This window comes from Limnospira sp. PMC 1279.21, from assembly GCF_032349615.1.
In the GTDB taxonomy this organism is placed as follows: Bacteria; Cyanobacteriota; Cyanobacteriia; order Cyanobacteriales; family Microcoleaceae; genus Limnospira; species Limnospira fusiformis.
Map to the genome: position 1 here is coordinate 1 of NZ_JARPLU010000442.1, position 970 is coordinate 970.

Here is a 970-nt window from a genome sequence, read left to right on the forward strand (position 1 = left end):
CCTGCCAACCTACTAGAGTCCGAGTCTGTTGTGTAAAGCGATCGCACCTGCCAACTTACTATAAACTAAGCCGATTTCTTGTCGGTTACTGTCGCAATTGGCGGGAGAAATTTCGCTGACGGTGCAGGGGATACTCGATGAGTGGTCGCAGTTTCTCCGCATTCAAAGGAAACCGGGTGAAAAACCACTGTACAGTATTTACCACAAGAGCTTTAACGATTTCCTCTATCGTCAGGATATCGTGGAGGAGGTTGAATCTTGGGTGGCACCGATACAAGAGCAAATTGCGGATAAATCATGGGAAATGCTTTATGGTCAGGATTAACCCCAAAAAGCTCGTCTTTTTTCCAGAAGTTGGGGGGATAATTCCTCTAACCTTGGTTAACCTTACCAGTCCTAAGTTGAACAATGGGTGAACTCAAAGACCGATTAGCTAAAATACCGAGAGAAGACGGACGGTGGCTGTTAGAAACCTTGCCCGGAAGTTTGTGGCGTGCCTCCAAAACTGCACGGCTGCACCAATTGCTGACGGATTTTGACTTTATGCAGGCAAAACTGGCGGAGTGCGGGGTGCAAGCGTTAATAGAAGATTACAATTTGGCGATGAGTTCGGATGTCTTGCTGAACCCGGAACAGACGGAAACCCTGCAATTAATCGCGGGGACATTGCGGCTATCGACTCATATTTTAGCCTCGGATACAACCCAACTGGCGGAGCAGCTTTGGGGGCGGTTGTTATCCTTTGAGAATCCAGAGATTGTGGCTTTACTGGAACAGGCGAAACAAGCCCAGAAAAAACCCTGGTTTCGTCCCCTCACTACTAACTTTACTCCTCCAGGGGGGCCACTGATTCGCACCCTCACCGGGCATAGTAGCGGGGTAAGTGCAGTAGCCATTACCCCGGACGGGAAACAAGCGGTTTCCGCATCATTCGATAAAACCCTGAAACTGTGGGATTTGGCTACCGGGT

General features: G+C 49.2%; 1 protein-coding gene and 1 pseudogene. Both read left to right on the forward strand.

Going from position 1 to position 970, the window contains the following annotated elements:
• Positions 1-97: 97 nt before the first annotated feature.
• Complete coding sequence (locus P5683_RS25305) at positions 98-325, forward strand: hypothetical protein (protein ID WP_192808267.1); 228 nt, start codon at positions 98-100, stop codon at positions 323-325.
• Between the two features lie 83 nt (positions 326-408).
• Positions 409-970, forward strand: a pseudogene (locus P5683_RS25310) (hypothetical protein); the annotation flags it as partial.